Annotated in this window: 12 protein-coding genes; 3 read left to right on the forward strand and 9 right to left on the reverse strand. The window is 73.0% G+C overall.

Going from position 1 to position 17,642, the window contains the following annotated elements:
- Nucleotides 1–3: 3 nt before the first annotated feature.
- The 7 genes from ACIBCA_RS35520 to mmuM form a co-directional block, all read right to left on the reverse strand.
- Complete coding sequence (locus tag ACIBCA_RS35520; RefSeq protein ID WP_396287278.1) at nucleotides 4–453, reverse strand: hypothetical protein; 450 nt, start codon at nucleotides 451–453, stop codon at nucleotides 4–6.
- A complete protein-coding gene (locus ACIBCA_RS35525) occupies nucleotides 453–4,466 on the reverse strand; it encodes a DNRLRE domain-containing protein (RefSeq protein WP_396287280.1) in 4,014 nt (1,337 codons plus the stop codon). The genes ACIBCA_RS35520 and ACIBCA_RS35525 overlap by 1 nt, the downstream gene beginning before the upstream one ends.
- A gap of 211 nt (nucleotides 4,467–4,677) precedes the next feature.
- Nucleotides 4,678–6,273, reverse strand: coding sequence for an FAD-dependent oxidoreductase (locus tag ACIBCA_RS35530; RefSeq protein ID WP_396287281.1), 1,596 nt, complete (start codon nucleotides 6,271–6,273; stop codon nucleotides 4,678–4,680).
- A 147-nt stretch (nucleotides 6,274–6,420) separates the two neighbouring features.
- Nucleotides 6,421–7,944 carry a glycerol kinase GlpK gene (glpK, locus tag ACIBCA_RS35535; RefSeq protein WP_396287282.1) on the reverse strand — a complete coding sequence of 508 codons (1,524 nt, stop codon included), beginning with the start codon at nucleotides 7,942–7,944 and terminating at the stop codon, nucleotides 6,421–6,423.
- A 115-nt stretch (nucleotides 7,945–8,059) separates the two neighbouring features.
- Complete coding sequence (locus ACIBCA_RS35540; RefSeq protein ID WP_396287284.1) at nucleotides 8,060–8,785, reverse strand: MIP/aquaporin family protein; 726 nt, start codon at nucleotides 8,783–8,785, stop codon at nucleotides 8,060–8,062.
- A 290-nt stretch (nucleotides 8,786–9,075) separates the two neighbouring features.
- Nucleotides 9,076–9,840 (reverse strand): IclR family transcriptional regulator, encoded by a 765-nt coding sequence (locus ACIBCA_RS35545; protein ID WP_396287285.1) that lies wholly within the window; start codon nucleotides 9,838–9,840, stop codon nucleotides 9,076–9,078.
- A 164-nt stretch (nucleotides 9,841–10,004) separates the two neighbouring features.
- Nucleotides 10,005–10,943: a homocysteine S-methyltransferase gene (gene mmuM / locus ACIBCA_RS35550; protein WP_396287286.1), complete on the reverse strand. Its 939-nt coding sequence runs from the start codon at nucleotides 10,941–10,943 to the stop codon at nucleotides 10,005–10,007.
- A 164-nt stretch (nucleotides 10,944–11,107) separates the two neighbouring features.
- Between mmuM and ACIBCA_RS35555 the strand changes: the two genes are divergently transcribed.
- From ACIBCA_RS35555 to ACIBCA_RS35565, 3 genes are all read left to right on the forward strand, one after another.
- A complete protein-coding gene (locus ACIBCA_RS35555; protein ID WP_396287288.1) occupies nucleotides 11,108–12,109 on the forward strand; it encodes an NUDIX hydrolase in 1,002 nt (333 codons plus the stop codon).
- 61 nt (nucleotides 12,110–12,170) lie between these two features.
- Nucleotides 12,171–12,716, forward strand: coding sequence for an NUDIX domain-containing protein (locus ACIBCA_RS35560; protein ID WP_396287289.1), 546 nt, complete (start codon nucleotides 12,171–12,173; stop codon nucleotides 12,714–12,716).
- An 87-nt stretch (nucleotides 12,717–12,803) separates the two neighbouring features.
- Nucleotides 12,804–14,903, forward strand: coding sequence for an acetoacetate--CoA ligase (locus ACIBCA_RS35565; protein ID WP_396287291.1), 2,100 nt, complete (start codon nucleotides 12,804–12,806; stop codon nucleotides 14,901–14,903).
- A 66-nt stretch (nucleotides 14,904–14,969) separates the two neighbouring features.
- On the opposite strand, the gene ptsP is transcribed toward ACIBCA_RS35565, so the two are convergent.
- Both ptsP and ACIBCA_RS35575 read right to left on the reverse strand, forming a co-directional pair.
- The gene (gene ptsP, locus ACIBCA_RS35570) at nucleotides 14,970–16,640 is read right to left on the reverse strand and encodes a phosphoenolpyruvate--protein phosphotransferase (RefSeq protein ID WP_396287292.1); all 1,671 of its coding nucleotides are present in this window, start codon (nucleotides 16,638–16,640) and stop codon (nucleotides 14,970–14,972) included.
- A gap of 78 nt (nucleotides 16,641–16,718) precedes the next feature.
- Entirely contained in the window at nucleotides 16,719–17,168 is a 450-nt protein-coding gene (locus ACIBCA_RS35575; RefSeq protein WP_396287293.1) for a PTS glucose transporter subunit IIA, read from the reverse strand.
- Nucleotides 17,169–17,642 lie beyond the last annotated feature (474 nt).

Raw genomic sequence — 17,642 nt, forward strand, 5'->3', positions numbered from 1 at the left:
CCGCTACTTCAGCAGGACCTTCCAGCCGTCCTCACCTGCGTGTCCGTCCTGGCGCAGCTGGATCTCCTTGACCTGGCCGGTGTCGTGGAAGGTGAGCACCACGGCCTGCCGGCCGGTCGGGTCGTCCCCGAACTCGGCGGTGACCGCTCCCTGGGCGCCCTTCCCGTAGTCGCGGACCCAGGCCGCCGAGGCGTCCTTGCGCTGGTCGGCGGTGCCCTCCGAGGCGGCGAGCTTCGTCAGCCGGTCCGAGGAGCCGTCGGCGAGCCGCCAGACCACCTGCTGGACGAGGCCCAGCGTGTCGGTCGTCGGATAGCCGGCGACCTTCAGGTGCGGATGGCCGGCGTAGTCGCCCGCGTACTCCAGCTCGGCGTCCGAGGGGCCGCCGCAGCCCGCCAGGGCGGCGGAGGCGAGCAGCACCGCGAGCGCGGCCGTGCGGGAACGGGGACGGGTCATCAGCTGGTTCCGAGCGGGCGGACGACGACGAACCACTCGATCGGGTCACCCTTCTGCCGGTAGTAGGACAGCACCTCGTCCAGCGTGGTGACGCCCTGGCGCCCGTGCTGGCGCAGTTCCATGCGCGCTCCCCAACTGACCACCACCGCGGCGTGGTTGATCACCTTCTCGTTGCGCCACTTGAAGAACACCACGTCGCCGGGCCGCGCCTCGGACGTCCACCGGAGCCAGGTCGAGTACCGGTGGTTGAGCAGGTGCCGTTGCAGGTTGGCGGCGCCGGCCCAGGTGTAGCTGCGGTTGAGGTGCCAGCCGAAGAACCACTGGTCGTTCTGCCACCACGCGCCGTCGGTCCACTTCCAGCCGTACCGGTAGCGCATGCCGCCACCGTAGTAGAGCGCCTTGGAGACGAAGTTGGTGCAGTCCTGCTTGTAGTCCCACTTGATCCCGACGTTGCGGCGGGCCCAGTCGGCGGTGCCGTTGTAGTTGTACCCGGCGGGGACGGCGCCGCCGGCCGGCGTGGCCGGCTTGACGGGGAAACCGTCGGCGTCGAGCGGCACCGCCTTCTGCGCGTCGGCCGGGTCGGGCTGGCCGGCGTCGGCCACCTCCACCTGGGCCTGGGCGCTCGCCGAGGCGGACAGCTTCTGCTGGGCGGCGAGGTCGTCGGCCTCCGTGGCGAGCAGCGCGGCGGTGCCGACGTTGAACTCGAACCGCTTGGCGCCGACGCTCTCGCTGGGCGAGTCCACGCCGCCGGCGCGGATCATCACCGAGTCCTTGACGGTGGCCCGCACCACGACCTTCCCGGCCGTCTGCTGGTCGACCACGACATCGGTCAGCGAGACCGCCGCCGCGGTGTACTGCTCGTTCTGCGTGGCCAGCGCCTCGCGGTTGGCGACGAGCGAAGCCTCCTGGGTGGCCAGCAGGTCGACGAAGACGGTGCCGTGCGCGGCCTCGGCGGCGGCGTCCGGCGCGGTGAAGCCCGGCCTCATCTTGATCTTGTTGCGGGCGTCCAGGTACTCCTGCACGTAGCCGCGGTACTGGTCCGGCCCGCCCGCGGTGGGCGCGCCCTGGACGACCGGAGAGGCGGCCGGGGCGGCGCTGCCGTAGCTGCTGCGGGCGGTGACCAGCACGCGGTAGGACCGGCTGTTGTCCAGCCCGGTGAACGTGGCGCGCACGTCCCCGGTGCTCTGCTCCTGGACGAGCGCGCCCGCCGAGGTCTCCACCCGGACGGCGTAGCCGACCTCGCCCACCGACCCCCGGTCGGTCGGGGCGTTCCAGGTGACGACCAGTCCGGCGTCACCCGGGGTGGCGGTGACCAGCTCGGCGGGGCCGGGCGCGGTCGGCGCCAGGTAGTCGAGGGTCAGCTTCGGACGCTGCGCCGGGTCGGCCGCGGCGGCCGGGAAGTAGCGGGCGGTGTCCGTCGATCCGGCCGGCGGGCGCAGCGCCAGACCGTACGCCTCGCCCTTCTCCATCCAGGAGCCGGCCATCGGCGCCAGGTCCACCTCGGAGAGCTTGGCCCCCGAGGCGAAGCTCTCGGCGCCCACGGCGGCGGTCAGCGCGGCGCCGTCCTGGGCGGGAGTCCAGGCCGAGCTCAGCTGGAAGAGGTCGACGGCGGTCTCGGCGCAGCCCGTCGGGCAGTCCGAGCGGGTCAGTGCCAGCCGGGCGCCGACGATCCGGGAGCCGGCCGGCACCACGGTCAGGTCGGGCTTGAGCCAGCTGCTCCAGCTGCCGGCGTCGGTGGTGTTGCCGACGCGCAGCCCGGCCGGGTCGGCGGCGGGGCAGCCGGCGGCCGGGCAGAGCGCGGCCACCGAGGCGTCGGCCAGGGTCGGGCCGGTGAGGACGACGGTGGTGGGCGTCGGCGGCGCCGGCGGCTTGACCACGGCGACGGTCAGCGGCTGGTCGGCGCTCCAGGCCGAGCAGCCGACCGCGGCGCAGGCGCGGGCCGCCCAGCTGTAGGTTCCGCCGTCGGTCAGCGCGCCGTCCGGCACCTGGACGGAGGCCCGGGTGCCGCTGTCCACCCAGGCGGGCGGCAGCACGGTCGGCAACGGCTGCCCGTTGGCGCCCTTGAGCGCGAACTCGGTACGCACCCGGCCCTGGTTGGGGTTGGTCACCAGCGCGGAGAACACGGGGGTGAGGGTCTGCTGGGCGCCGGTCTGCAGGGCGCTCGGCACATCGGGCAGCGGGGAGACGCTGAAGGTCGCCCAGGCGGACCAGCCGAGGTTGTAGTGCAGCCCGTCGTAGGGCGAGGTGCGGAACCGGTAGGTGTGCCCGTACTGGAGCAGGCCCGCCGGGACGGTGACCTCGGCGGGGGTGCCGCTGGGCACGTAGCCGGAGACGTTGACGTTGCCGACCTGCGCACCGGAGATGGCGTCGACCAGCTGGAAGGTGCCGGTGACCTTGTCGCCGTCCGGGTCGACGAAGGTGTCCCGCAGCACCGGGGTGGTGGTGTCCACCCGCCAGGTGCCGGTGCCGTCCTGCTTGAACGGCGGGCCGGCCTGCTGGTTGGTGCCGGTGCGCGGCCGGTAGTTGTAGTTGACCGTCAGCTTCGGCACGTTGGTGGCGGCGTTGGCGGAGTTGACCTCCTTCCAGTACTTGGTGCTGACCTCGTCGGGCGCCCGCAGGCCCATCCCGGAGACCTGGTTCTTCGCCGAGGCCCAGGTCTGCACGAGGTTGGTGACGTCGGCGTTGATCCAGCCGTCGCCGCCGCAGAGGTCGCGGCCCTTGGTCTCGGTGGAGGTCGCCTTCCTCGCGTTCCAGAGCGGCTGGTTGGTCCAGCGCGAGGCGGTGGAGGCGAGGCCGGTGTCCCAGACCTCCCAGGTGTACGGGAGGCAGTCGCTGTTGCCGGAGTGGATGTTGTACAGCGACAGCGTGGCGCTCTGGACGAGGGAGTCCGCGATCGACGCGGTGTTCCAGTTGATCAGCGAACGGGCCTCGCGGGAGCTGCCGTCGGCGTTCTTGGTGCCGGAGTTGCCCCAGTAGAGCTCGACGTCGGCCGACCAGTCGACGCTCTCGCCCTTCTGGACGCGGGTGTCCAGGGCGTTGCCGAGCCCGGTGGTGGACGGGTCGACGGTGACCGGGTACTTGGTGGCCGGGTCGGCGAGGAAGGCGGAGTCCGGGGTGAAGACCAGGTCGACGCTGTCGCCGTGCTGGACGACCTCCAGGCCGACCTTCGCCTGCCGCGGGTGCTCGCGCGAGCCGGCCTCGGTGGTGGCGTCCCACATCACGGGGGCGGGCAGCAGGGCCCGCTTGTGCCCGTTCTTCCGGTCGGTGAACAGCACCCCGCCGTCCGGCTGCGGCTCGGCCTTCAGGCCCTTGGCCCGCAGCGGCATGGTGTACGAGTAACCGCCGTTCGCCGGGCGCTGCTTGAGCACGACGAACTGCTCGAAGCCGGTTCGGTTCGCCTCGACGACGAGGTCCCCGGCGCCGTCGCCGATGGCGTCCGGGTAGACGGCGCGCGGGCCGTCGAGCAGGGGCTGGGGCAGGCCGCCGCGCCACTCGAGCGCCAGCTCGTCCTCGCCGGAGCCGAGGGACACCAGGGTGCGGGAGGGCTCCGCGGCGGCAGGGGCGGTGGCGGCCTGGGACTCGGCGAGGGTGCGGGGCCGCTTGCCGCCGGGGGCGGCCAGCTTCATGCCGTGCGGGTGGCCGACGGGGGCCACCGAGCCGTCCGCGTTCCGGCGCAGCGTCAGGTCCACGTCGGTCCAGGCGCCGTCGCGCAGGAAGCGCACCGGTCCGGCGGCGAGCTCGGTGCTGAGGGTGCCGTCCGGGTTGGCCCAGGTGGTGGACACCTCGCTGCGCTCGGACACCGCCTCGACGCGCTTGCCGCCGTTGCGCGCGGCGACGCGGGCGGCGGCGATGCTGCCGGTGGGGTCGAGGGCGGCCGCGGTCGGCGCCTTGCCGGGGGAGGGCTTGTTCTCGGGCTTGGCCGCGAACGCGACGGGGGCCGCGCCGGCCAGCGACAGCGACAACGCCACCGCGAGCGACAGCGGGCCGACGAGGGCCCGCCTTGGTACGTGCATGGGAACTCCTTGACTCACTCTTGGTTGAGCGAACCGGAGCATAGGCAAGATCACCCGGGGAGATGATCATGATAAGTCGGACAAATAATCCCAGAATCTGAATCTTTCCTTAAGAAGTTGATGAGATCGTGACGCATCGTGCACGGATGAGTGCAACAAAAGGGCGGGCGCCCGGGTAGCACCCGGACGCCCGCCCTGAGCCGGGACGGGACTACTTGCCGTCGCGCTTCGCCAGGAAGGCCTCGACCTCGGCCTTGATCTCCGGCGTGTCCAGCCCGCGCACCGTCATGGTGGTGCGGCGGCGCAGCACGTCGTCCGCCGTGTACGCCCACTCGTTGTCGGCGGCGTACGCGACCTGGGCCCACACGTCCGGCCCGTCCTCGTGGATCGGCCGGCCGAGCTCCGGGTTCTCGTCGATCATGCGGGCGATCTCGAAGGACAGGGTGCCGTAGTGGCTGGCCAGGTGCTTGGCGACGAGCGGCTCCATCCGGGAGCCGGGCTCGCGGTCGATCAGCAGGCGGTGCGCCACCGCGTTCGGCGCGCCGACGCCCGGCAGCGGGACGGTCGCGGCGATGGGGGACATGTCCTCGCCGAGGGTGGTGCCGGGCACGTGGGCCAGCTTCTCCAGCACGGTGCGGCCGATGTGGCGGTAGGTGGTCCACTTGCCGCCGGCGACGGACAGCATGCCGCCCTTGCCCTCGGTGACGACGGTCTCGCGCTTGGCGGCGGCGGTGTCGCCGGGGCCGCCGGGCAGCACCCGCAGGCCCGCGAAGGCGTAGGTGATCAGGTCGCGGTCGAGGTGCTCGTCGCGGATCGCGTGGCCGGCCTCGCCCATGATCTGGTCGATGTCGGCCTGGGTGGCCCGCACGTCCGTCGGGTCGCCGGTGTACTCCTCGTCGGTGGTCCCGAGCAGGACGTGGTCCTCCCACGGGATGGCGAAGGAGACGCGGTACTTGTCGATCGGGATGGTCAGCGCGGCGCGCCACGGCGAGCGGCGCTTGACGACGACGTGCGCGCCCTTGGAGAGGCGGATCGACGGCGCGGCGCCGGCGTCCTCCATCTTGCGCAGGTGGTCGACCCACGGGCCGGTGGCGTTGAGCACCAGGCGGGCGTCGACGCCGAACTCGGTGCCGTCGAGGCGGTCGCGCAGCTCGGCGCCGGTGACCCGGCCGCCGGTGAAGCGCAGGCCCGTGACCTCGGCGTGGTTGAGCACCACGGCGCCGGCGTCGACGGCGGCGCGCACGGTCATGACCGCGACCCGGGAGTCGTTCATCTGGTGGTCGCCGTAGACGGCCACCGAGCGCAGGCCCTCGGTGCGCAGCGCGGGCACCTGCTGGGCGGCGTGGGCGGCGGTGGAGACCCGGCCCATGCCGTCGCGGAAGGCGGAGAGCGCGGAGTACAGGAAGACGCCGGCGCCGAGCTTGGCCGCGCCGTGCGGGCCGCCCTTGTAGACCGGCACGAAGAAGGTCAGCGGGTTGACCAGGTGCGGGGCCACGTCGGTGGCGAGCGCGCGGCGCTCCTTGTGGTTCTCGGCGACGAGCTTGACCGCGCCGGTCTGCAGGTAGCGCAGGCCGCCGTGGACGAGCTTGGAGGAGGCGCTGGAGGTGGCGCCGGCGAAGTCGCCCGCGTCCACCATGGCGACCTTGAGGCCGGCCTGGGAGGCGGTCCAGGCGACGGCCGTGCCGAGGATGCCGCCCCCGATCACCAGCAGGTCGTAGGTGGCCTTGCCGAGCAGTTCGCGGGTCTCGGCGCGGGAGGCGGTGCGGCCGGCGGTGCGCTCGGCGCCCAGGGTCGGGATGGTTGCCATGGTGGTTGTGTACGGCCCCCGGCGCAGGCGGGCCGTTACTCCTCTCGTGTGCGGTGCGGCCCCTGCGGGAGGGACCGGTCGGCCCGGTGCGGCGGGCCTGAAACGGGACCGGCCGGCCGGGGCGCGATGCCCCGGCCGGCGGGTCGGTCAGTTGGTCTCTTCCTCTTCCACCCAGCCCATGGTGCGCTCCACGGCCTTGAGCCACTTCTTGTACTCGCGCTCCCGGGTGTCCTCGTCCATCCGCGGCGTCCACTCCGCGGCGCGGTGCCAGTTGGCCCGCAGGGTGTCGAGGTCGTTCCAGAAGCCGACGGCCAGGCCGGCCGCGTAGGCGGCGCCGAGGGCGGTGGTCTCGGCCACGTACGGGCGCTCGACCGGGGCGTTCAGGACGTCGGCGATGTTCTGCATGAGCAGGTTGTTGCTGGTCATGCCGCCGTCGACCTTGAGGGCGGTGAGCTCGACCCCGGAGTCCTTCTCCATGGCGTCGACGACCTCGCGGGTCTGCCAGGCGGTGGCCTCCAGGACGGCCCGGGCCAGGTGGCCCTTGGTGACGTACCGGGTGAGGCCGGCGATCACACCGCGGGCGTCGGAGCGCCAGTACGGGGCGAACAGGCCGGAGAAGGCCGGGACGAAGTAGGCGCCGCCGTTGTCCTCGACGGTGTTGGCGAGGGTCTCGATCTCGGCGGCGGTGGAGATGATGCCGAGCTGGTCGCGCAGCCACTGGACGAGCGAGCCGGTGACGGCGATGGAGCCTTCCAGGGCGTACACCGGGGCCTGGTCGCCGATGCGGTAGCCGACGGTGGTCAGCAGGCCGTGGTACGAGTTGACGATCTTCTCGCCGGTGTTGAGCAGCAGGAAGGTGCCGGTGCCGTAGGTGGACTTGGCCTCGCCCTCGTTGAAGCAGGTCTGGCCGAACAGCGCGGCCTGCTGGTCGCCGAGCGCGGAGGCGACGGGCACGCCGGCCAGGTCGCCGACGGCCTCGCCGTACACCTCGGCGGAGGAGCGGATCTCCGGGAGGACGGCCAGCGGCACGCCCATCGACTCGGCGATGGCCTCGTCCCAGGCGAGGGTCTTGAGGTTCATCAGCATGGTGCGGCTGGCGTTGGTCACGTCGGTGACGTGCTTGCCGCCGTTCACACCGCCGGTGAGGTTCCAGATGACCCAGGTGTCCATGGTGCCGAACAGGATGTCGCCGGCCTCGGCGCGCTCGCGCAGGCCCTCGACGTTGTCCAGCAGCCAGCGGATCTTCGGGCCGGCGAAGTAGCTGGCCAGCGGCAGGCCCGTCTCGCGGCGGAAGCGGTCCTGGCCGACGTTGCGGCCGAGCTCGCGGCAGAGGCCCTCGGTGCGGGTGTCCTGCCACACCAGCGCGTTGTGGACCGGCTCGCCGGTGTTCCTGTCCCACAGGACGGTGGTCTCGCGCTGGTTGGTGATGCCGATGGCGCGGATGTCGTCCTTGGTGAGGCCGGCCTTCTCCAGCGCGCCGCGCACGACGGACTGCACGCGGGTCCAGATCTCGGCGGCGTCGTGCTCGACGTAGCCGGGCTGGGGGAAGATCTGGCGGTGCTCCTGCTGGTCGACGGAGACGATGCGGCCGTCGGCGCCGAAGATGATGCAGCGGCTGGAGGTGGTGCCCTGGTCGATCGCGGCGATGTAGTTGCCGGTGGAGGTCGTCATGGGGAGGGTCCTCGGCTCGGGTTCGGGGGACTACGGGGTGGGTGGGCCTGGCGCGTACGGGCGGTGGGCTGCCCGTCCGGTCAGTCCCCGTGTGCGGCGGGGTCGAACCCGCGCTCTAGTACAGGGCGTTGTAGACGCCGCCGGCCAGGAGGCCACCGATGATCGGGCCGACGACCGGGACCCAGGCGTAGGACCAGTCGGAGCCGCCCTTGTTGGGGATCGGCAGCAGCGCGTGCACGATGCGCGGGCCGAGGTCGCGGGCCGGGTTGATCGCGTAGCCGGTCGGGCCGCCGAGCGAGAGGCCGATGCTGACCACGATGAGCGCGACGATCGCGGTGCCGCCGGCGCCGAGCTTGGGGCTCAGGGTGAGGATCCCCATGCAGAGCACGAAGGTGCCGATGACCTCGGTCATCACGTTCTGGATCGGGTTCCGGATCTCGGGACCGGTCGAGAAGATGCCGAGCGTGGGCTCCTCGTTGGCCTGGAACTGGCCGAGGTAGGCGAGCCAGACCATCACGGCACCGATCATCGCGCCGAGCATCTGGGAGCCGATGTAGAGCGGGACCTGGCTCCAGTCGCCGCTCTTGACTGCGAGCGCGAGGGTGACGGCCGGGTTGAGGTGCGCGCCGGACTTCTCGCCGGTCATGTAGGCGGCGGTCAGGACGGCGAAGCCCCAGCCGAAGGTGATCGCCAGCCAGCCGGCGTTGAGGGCCTTCGACCGCTTGAGGGTCACGGCGGCGCAGACGCCGCCACCGAGGGTTATCAGGGCGGCGGTGCCGAGGGTTTCGCCGACGAAGACGTCGCCCGTGGAGAACGCGGACACAAAGACTCCCTTGTCCATATGGCCCGGAGGTGGGGGTGAGGGTGGGCGGCCGCTCGATCGCTGTGCGGGTGAGCGCATCGTGGGAGTGATCTTCGCGGCCATCGTTCGACAATGTCGACCGTCATGCGGAAGCTTCCTCCGCAGGTCACCCTCGCGTCAAGGCGGGGTTACGCAGCTGTGACCCTTCCCTCCGGAGATCCCCCGACGTTACCGAGCCGCAGGCCCCGAAACAGGGCAAAACGCCACAGGCGGACGCGCCCGAAGGCCGCCCGCCTGTGACGAGGACAACTATGTGCTCAGGTGCCTGCTCAGAACCGCCCGGCGCCCAGGTCCCGCGAGATCGCCCGCGCCGCGCTGCGCACCGAGGCCACCAGCGAGGGCTTCACGAAGCCGTCCTCGCAGATCCGCTCCACCGGCCCGTTGACACACACCGCGCCCACCGGGTTGCGCCGCCGGTCCTGGATCAGCGCGGCGATCGAGGCCACGCCATCCCAGGTCTCCTCCACCGAGTCCGCCCAGCCGCGCTCGCGGATCAGCGCGCACTCCGCGTCCACGTCCGCCGCCGCGGTGAGCGTGCGCAGGGTGTACGACTCGTACGGCCCGTCGCCCAACTCCCCTCGCGCCACCGGGTCGTAGGCCACCAGCACCTTGCCGATCGCGGTGCTGTGCAGCGGCTGCATCGAGCCCACCTCCAGCACCTGGCGGGTGTCGTCCGGCCGGAACACGTGGTGCACGATCAGCACGCCCTGCTGGTGCAGCACCCCCAGGTAGACCGTCTCCCCGGCCGCCCGGGCCAGGTCGTCCGCCCACACCAGGGCCCGCGCCCGCAGCTCGTGCACGTCCAGGTAGCTCTGCCCCAGCCGCAACAGCTCGGCGCCCAGCTGGTACTTGCCGCTCTCCGGGTCCTGCTCGACGAACCCCTCCTGCTGCAGCGTGCGCAGGATGCCGTGCGCGGTGCCCTTGGCGAGGTCCAGCGCCGTCGCGACCTCGGACAGGCCCAGCCGGCGCTCGCCGCCGGCCAGCAGGCGCATGATCGCGGCGGCCCGGGAGAGCGACTGGATCGGGCCGGGCATGGGTACCTCCGCGCTGAAGGCGGTCGACAATGTCGACCGCAGGGTTGACGGGACGAGTCTGCCAGGCCGGATCCCGTCCGTGCACCTTCCCCCTCGGTAACCCGTGATCGGCCGTTTGTTAACCTCGCGCGCCCGCCCCGCGCCCGCCCCGCGCACGCCGGCCCTTACGTGCCCGCCCGCTGGGTCCTCAGCACCGTCACCGCCGCCGCCAGCGCGGCGATCCCGTCCGTCCCCACCCGGCAGCAGCCGCCGACCAGCCGCGCCCCGTCCGCCAGCCAGCCGTCCACCCGCGCCGAACGGAACGTCGGCTCCCCGTGCCAGCCCCGCCGGCCCGCGTCCCACTCCTCGCCGCTGTTCGGGTACACCACCACCGGCTTGCCCGTCACCTCCGCAGCCAGCGCCACCGCCCGGTCCGCGTCCTCGGGCGTGCAGCAGTTCACCCCCACCGCCAGCACCTCGTCCACCTCCGCCGCCAGCGCGAACGCCTCCTCCAGCGGCTGCCCGGCCCGCGTCCGCCCGCCCGTCACGCTGTACGACAGCCAGGCCGGCACCTCCAGGCCCCGCACCAGGCCCAGCAGCGCCCGCGCCTCGTCCGTGTCCGGGATCGTCTCCAGCGCCAGCACGTCCGGGCGCGCCGCCGCCAGCACCTCCAGCCGCGGCCGGTGGAAGGCCGCCAGCTCCGCCACGCTCAGCCCGTACCGGCCCCGGTACTCCGAACCGTCCGCCAGCACCGCCCCGTACGGGCCCACCGAGGCCGCCACGAACCGCCGCCGACCGCCCGGCAGCGCCCGCGCCGCCTCCCGGGCCAGGTCCACGCTGCTCGCCATGAGGTGCGCCGCCTCCGTGTGACCGATCCCGCGCCGCGCGAACCCCTCGAAACCCGCCTGGTAGCTCGCGGTGATCGCCACATCCGCCCCGGCCTCGAAGTACGCCCGGTGCGCCGCCACCACCGCCTCCGGCGCGTCCGACAGCAGCCGCGCCGACCACAGCTCGTCCGACAGGTCGTGCCCCGCCGCCGCCAGCTGGTTCGACATCCCGCCGTCCAGCACCAGCGGACCGGCCGCCAGGGCCGACGCGAGATCCAGCGGGGGAGCAGCGGGCATGGCGGGTCTCCTCGGACGCGGTCGTTCCCGCTCCCAGCCTAGAAGGAAGGGCCCCTCGCCGGTCGGGAAAACCATTTGCCGTCCGGGAGAGCGGTCGCTACGTTGTGCTCACCCGGAGAACGACGGCACCCGCCACCCCCTGCCAGCGCGGAGAGGAGCCGAGGATGACAGCGGACGAACAGCCCGCGCCCACCGGCTCCCCGGCGCCCCCGTACGCCCCCGAGTCCACGCGCGCGCCCCGGTCCGAGGCCCAGTCCGGAGCCCGGTCCGAGCCCCAGTCCGAGGCCCAGTGGCTCGCCGCGTACGACCCCCGCGCCTACACCCCCGTCGCCGTCACCGTCGACGTGGTCGCCCTGACGCTGCGCGACGGCCGCCTCCACGTCCTCCTCGTCGAGCGCGGCGCCCCGCCCTACCAGGGCCACTGGGCCCTGCCCGGCGGCTTCCTGCGCGCCGGCGAGGAGAGCCTCGACCAGGCCGCCGCCCGCGAGCTCGCCGAGGAGACGGGCCTGCACGGCGCCTCCGGGACGGAGACCGCGCTCCACCGCCTCCACCTCGAACAGCTCGGCACCTACGGCGCCCCCGACCGGGACCCGCGGATGCACGTCGTCTCCGTCGCCTACCTCGCCTTCGCCCCCGACCTGCCCGACCCGCAGGCCGGAACGGACGCCGCGAGTGCCGCCTGGCACCCCGTCCGCGACCTCGACCTGCCCGCGCGCCCCCACGGCCACTCCACACCGGCCGGTGGGCCCGTCGACACCCACGGGGGTGGTGTCGACGGGCCCCCCGGCCCCCTCGCCCTGGCCTTCGACCACGCCCGCATACTCGCCGACGGCCTCGACCGGGTGCGCGCCAAACTCGAGTACAGCCCCCTCGCCACGGCCTTCCTCCCGTACGACTTCACCATCCCCGACCTGCGCGCCGTCTACGAGGCCGTCTGGGACGAGAAGCTCCACCCCGGCAACTTCCACCGCAAGGTGCTCTCCGTCCCCGGATTCGTCGAGAGCACCGGCACCACCACCCCCCGCGGCGGCACCCGCGGAGGCCCCCGCGCCCGCACCTACCACGCCGGCGGCGCCCGCCTCCTCCACCCCGCCCTGCTGCGCCCCGCCCGCGAGAGCGACCAGAGCGCCGGCCCCAGCACCGGACACGGCCCCGACTCCCGCTGACCACCCGGTCGTTCGACCACCACGGCCACGACCGCCCGCCCCCTCGGGCTACCATCCGGCCATGACCACCGACGCAGTCCAGACGGCCCACCGGCCCTTCTCCCACTGCCACTTCTGCGGCACGCCCTACCCGCCCGGCACCGAAGCCTGGCCCCGCACCTGCCCCGGCTGCGCCGAGATCAGCTACCGCAACCCCCTGCCCGTCGCCGTCACCGTCCTGCCCGTCACCCGCCCCGACGACGACCCCGCTCTCGTCGTCATCCGCCGCACCATCGAACCCGGCTACGGCGAACTCGCCTTCCCCGGCGGCTACATGGACTTCGGCGAGAGCTGGCAGCAGGCCTGCGTGCGCGAACTCCACGAGGAGACCGGTATCCCCGCCGACGCCGCCGACGTCACCCTCATCCACACCGCCTCCGACCCCCACGGCCGCTTCGTCATGCTCTGCGGCCTCCTCCCGCCGCGCCCCCTCGCCGACCTTCCCCCCTCCCGCCCCACCGACGAGACCACCGGCTGGCTCCTCGCCACCCCCGAAACCGCCCTCGTCTGGGACTTCCACAACCACATCAAGAGCGCCTGGTTCGACGGCGAGTTCACCTCCCGCTGAGCCCCCCACCGAGCCCCCCACCGAGCCCCCGCCCACCGACCCCGCCGGCCGACCGGCCGACCCTGGCGCGCCGGGCGATCACATGGCATGGTCTGCACCGACACCCCAACCGGACGGGACGCGACCAGCAATCCCGTCCCCACCACCGGCCGGGAGACCACCACCGTGAGCACCCCACCCCAGGACCAGCCCCTCTGGCGCCCCAACCCCGCTCGCGCCGCCGAGACCACCCTGGTGGCCTTCCAGGCCTGGGCCGCCGAACACCACGGCGCCCCGTCCGCCCCGCTCGCCCCCGCCGAGGACGACGACCAGGCCGCCCGCCGCTACGCCGACCTGCACGCCTGGTCCACCGCCGACCTCGACCGCTTCTGGACGGCCGTCACCCAGTGGTTCGACGTCCGCTTCACCGAGGCCCCCGAGGCCGTCCTCGCCGACGCCACCATGCCCGGCGCCCGCTGGTTCCCCGGCGCCCGCCTCAACTACGCCGAGCACGCCCTGCGCGCCGCCGAGGACGCAGCCAACGCCGACCGCCCGGCCATCCTCCACCTCGACGAGACCACCGAGCAGCCCGCCGTCCTCACCTGGGCCGAACTGCGCCGCCAGGTCGCCTCGCTGGCCGCCGCCCTGCGCGAGCGCGGCGTCCGCCCCGGCGACCGCGTCAGCGCCTACCTGCCCAACATCCCCCAGGCCGCCGTCGCCCTCCTCGCCACCGCCGCCGTCGGCGCCGTCTGGACCAGCTGCGCCCCCGACTTCGGCGCCCGCAGCGTCCTCGACCGCCTCCAGCAGATCGAGCCCGCCGTCCTCTTCGCCATCGACGGCTACCACTACGGCGGCAAGGACCACGACCGCACCGAGGTCGTCGCCGAACTGCGCCGAGAACTCCCCACCCTCCACACCGTCGTCCACGTCCCCCTGCTCGGCGCGCCCGCCCCCGAGGGCGCCCTCGCCTGGGACGACCTGGTCGCCGCCGACGTCGAGCCCGTCTTCGAGCCCGTCCCCTTCGACCACCCGCTCTGGGTCCTCTACTCCTCCGGCACCACGGGCCTGCCCAAGGCCATCGTCCAGAGCCAGGGCGGCATCCTGCTCGAACACCTCAAGCAGGTCGGCCTCCACCTCGACCTCGGCCCGCAGGACCGCTTCCTCTGGTACACCTCCACCGGCTGGATGATGTGGAACTTCCTGCTGGCGGGCCTGCTCGTCGGGTCCACGATCGTCACCTACGACGGCAGCCCCGGCCACCCCGACACCGGCGCCCTCTGGTCCGTCGCCGCCCGCACCGGCGCCACCGTCCTCGGGACCTCCGCCGCCTACGTCATCGCCAGCCGCAAGGCCGGCCTCCGCCCCGGCACCGACCTCGACCTCTCCGCCGTCCGCTGCGTCGGCACCACCGGCTCCCCGCTCCCGCCCGACGGCTTCCGCTGGATCTACGACGAGGTCAAGCAGGACGTCTGGCTCGCCTCCGTCAGCGGCGGCACCGACGTCTGCTCCTGCTTCGTCGGCGGCGTCCCCACCCTCCCGGTCTACCTCGGCGAGATCCAGGCCCCCTGCCTCGGCGCCGCCGTCGAGTCCTGGGACGTCCAGGGCCACCCCCACACCGACGAGGTCGGCGAACTCGTCGTCACCGAACCCCTCCCGTCCATGCCCACCGGCTTCTGGAACGACCCCGAGGGCACCCGCTACCACGACAGCTACTTCGACGTGTACCCCGGCGTCTGGCGCCACGGCGACTGGATCACCGTCACCTCCCGCGGCACCGTCGTCATCCACGGCCGCTCCGACTCCACCCTCAACCGCCAGGGCGTCCGCATGGGCTCCTCGGACATCTACGAGGTCGTCGAACGCCTCCCCGAGATCGCCGAATCCCTGGTCATCGGTCTGGAGGAGCCCGACGGCGGCTACTGGATGCCGCTCTTCGTCGTCCTCGCCCCCGGCGCCGAACTGAACGACGACCTCATCGGCCGCATCCGCACCTCGCTGCGCACCGAACTCTCCCCGCGCCACGTCCCCGACGAGGTCATCGCCGTCCGGGGCCTGCCGCACACCCTCACCGGCAAGCGCATCGAGGTCCCCGTCAAGCGCATCCTCTCCGGCACCCCCCTGGAGCAGGCCGTCAACCCCGGCTCCGTCGACCACCTCGACCACCTGCGCTTCTTCGAGCAGCTGCGCCAGGAGCGCCAGTCCTCCTGAGCCGACAGCGAAGGGGCGCCCCCACCGCCGTGGTGGGAGCGCCCCTTCGTCCGTCTGCTTACCTGCTCACTCGCCGGAGAGCACCTGCTGAGCCGCGGCCCGCGCCTCCTCGGCACCGTCCGCCGCCCGCGCGGCCTCGGCGGCCCGACGGCACTGCGCCAGGCTGTACTTGGCGAGCGCGCTGCGCACGTACGGGATCGACGCCGAGCCCATCGACAGGCTGGTGACGCCCAGACCCGTCAGCACGACCGCCAGCAGCGGGTCGGAGGCCGCCTCGCCGCAGACGCCGCAGCTCTTGCCCGCCGCCTGCGCCGCGTCGGCGGCCGCGGCGATCAGGTCCAGCAGAGCCGGCTGCCACGGGTCCTGCAGCCGCGCCAGGGCGCCGACCTGGCGGTCGGCCGCGAAGGCGTACTGGGCGAGGTCGTTGGTCCCCAGCGAGAGGAACTCGACCTCCTCGAGGATCGAGCGAGCGCGCAGCGCGGCCGAGGGGATCTCCACCATCGCACCGAACTTGGCGGCCAGCCCGGCCTCCCGGCACGCGTCCGCGAAGTCCCTGGCGTCCTTGCGGTCGGCCACCATCGGGGCCATCACCTCGAGGTGCACCGGCAGGCCCTCGGCCGCCGTCGCCAGCGCCCGCAGCTGCGTGCGCAGCACCTCCGGGTGCTCCAGCAGCGTGCGCAGACCGCGCACGCCCAGCGCCGGGTTCGGCTCGTCCGCCGGCGTCAGGAAGTCCAGCGGCTTGTCCGCGCCCGCGTCCAGCACGCGCACGACGACCCGGCCCTCCGGGAACGCCTCCAGCACCTTGCGGTACGCCTCGACCTGCTTCTCCTCGCTGGGAGCCTTCGCCGAGTCGTCCAGGAACAGGAACTCGGTACGGAACAGGCCCACGCCCTCCGCGCCGTTCTCCAGCGCCGCCGGCACGTCCGCCGGTCCGCCCACGTTGGCCAGCAGCGGCACCAGGTGACCGTCCGAGGTCCGCCCCGGGCCGGAGGAGGCGGCCAGCGCCGCCTTGCGCTCGGCGGCGGCCGCCCGCAGCTCGTCCTGCTTCTCCTGGGACGGCTCCAGCAGCACGTCGCCCGAACTGCCGTCCACCGCGACGACGGTGCCCTCGGCGACGTCCGTCGCCCCCGGCAGCGCGACCACGGCCGGCACGCCCATCGCCCGCGCCAGGATGGCGCTGTGGCTGGTCGGCCCGCCCTCCTCGGTCACGAAGCCGAGCACCAGCGTCGGGTTCAGCAGAGCGGTGTCGGCCGGCGCGAGGTCCCGCGCGAACAGCACGTACGGCTCGTCGCTGTCCGGCACACCCGGCATCGGCACGCCCAGCAGCCGCGCCACGATCCGGTTGCGCACGTCGTCCAGGTCCGCGACCCGCCCGGCCAGGTACTCCCCGGCGGAGGCGAGCAGCGCCCGGTACGCGGCGAAGGCGTCGTACACACCGCGCTCGGCGCTGCTGCCCACGGCGATCCGGCGGGCCACGTCGGCCATCAGCTCCGGGTCCTGCGCCATCAGCGCCTGGGCCTCGAGCACGGCCTGGGCCTCGCCACCGGCGAGGTTGCCGCGCGCGATCAGGTCCGCGGCGACGGCCTCCACCGCGGCCTGGGCGCGAGCCTGCTCACGCGGGGCGTCCTCGGTCGGGATCTGGGTGGCCGGGGGCTCCAGGACCGCCGTGCCCATGTGCCGCACCTGGCCGATCGCGACCCCGTGGCTGACACCCACGCCGCGCAGTGTCTTCTCCATCTACCTGTCTCCGCAGTGCCGGGCCGCCCCGGCTCTCCTGCGGGGCGGGTGTGGGGGATGTGGGGGGAGGGGCTGAGCTCAGTTCCAGCCGAACAGCTTCTCGTCGGCCACGACCGCGCCGCTCTCGCGCACGTGGGTGAGGGCGTCGGGGGTCGCCTCCAGCGCCACGATCGGGGAGATCGGCGACTTGCCGGCGGCCTCGACCGCGGCCGGGTTCCACTTGATGACGGCCTGACCGCGGGTCACGGTGTCACCCTTGTTCACGAGGAGCTCGAAGCCCTCGCCGTTCAGCTGCACCGTGTCGATCCCGAGGTGGGTCAGCACACCGTGACCCTCGCCGTCGACGACCACGAACGCGTGCGGGTGCATGGAGACGACGACACCGTCCACCGGAGCCACCGCCTCGGTGGGCTCGCGCACCGGGTCGACCGCAGTGCCAGGGCCGACCATCGCGCCGGAGAAGACCGGGTCAGGAACGTTGGCGAGCCCGACGACCTGTCCGGTCAGCGGCGACGTCACAGTGGTCATGGTTGTGCCTCCCAAGTGCGCAAGTACGAACGAGCAGCCGCAGAGCAGCGGCGCGACGATCAACAGAAGCCTAATTGATGTCAACTTCGGACAACTGCTGACATTCCCGGGCGAAGCCCCACGCCCCGCCCGCTCTGTCGGCCGGGCGTTCCACCGGCTGCTAGTGGTCTAGTCCTCTTGGCCGATGCGCCGCACTCTACAGGCATCTTGGCGAATCGAGGCCATTGCTGTATATGCTCGCGAGAGCAACAAATCATGCCGCCGCCCGGGTGACACCGGGCGCGCCTCGATTCGCACTCCGGCGGACGACCCGCTATGGTTGGTCGAGTCGCCGCGACTTCGCGGTTAACACCAGATTTCAGATGCGAAAAGCGCCGGTAAACGGAGCGGAAAACATCTGGTAAGCTGGAAACACGAAAGAACGAAGCGCCCGGAGGGCCCGCTGGAAGGCGGCTCGAAGGAAGCGTCCGTTCC

Origin of the sequence: Kitasatospora sp. NPDC051170 (assembly GCF_044455705.1) — a bacterium.
GTDB lineage: Bacteria > Actinomycetota > Actinomycetes > Streptomycetales > Streptomycetaceae > Kitasatospora.